This window comes from Olleya sp. Ti.3.14 (assembly GCF_038154885.1).
Taxonomy (GTDB): domain Bacteria; phylum Bacteroidota; class Bacteroidia; order Flavobacteriales; family Flavobacteriaceae; genus Olleya.
Genome location: NZ_JBAKAO010000076.1, coordinates 1 through 288 on the forward strand (window position 1 = coordinate 1; position 288 = coordinate 288).

1 protein-coding gene is annotated in these 288 nt (G+C 39.2%); it reads left to right on the plus strand.

All coding sequences use genetic code 11. The annotated features are described in order from the left end of the window. On the plus strand, positions 1-288 hold a 288-nt coding region (locus tag V6251_RS15345), incomplete at both ends, for an SdrD B-like domain-containing protein (protein WP_341589020.1).

Below are 288 nucleotides of genomic sequence, written 5' to 3' on the forward strand. Positions count from 1 at the left end.
ATGAGAATGGCGATCCTGTATCAGGAATCGTAGTAACATTAGATGATGGCGATGCAGCAACAGTTGATCCAACAGTAACAACAGGAGTTGATGGAACATACGAATTTACAGATGTACCAGTAGGAGACTATACAATAGTAGAAACAGTACCAGCTAATACAGATGTAGTTGATGGTGATACAACAGATGATGGTGATACTGTAGCAAATACAGACACAACAGATGGAAGTATTCCAGTAACAGTAACAGCAGGAGAAGTTGATGCAGATAACAACTTTGAGAATAGTC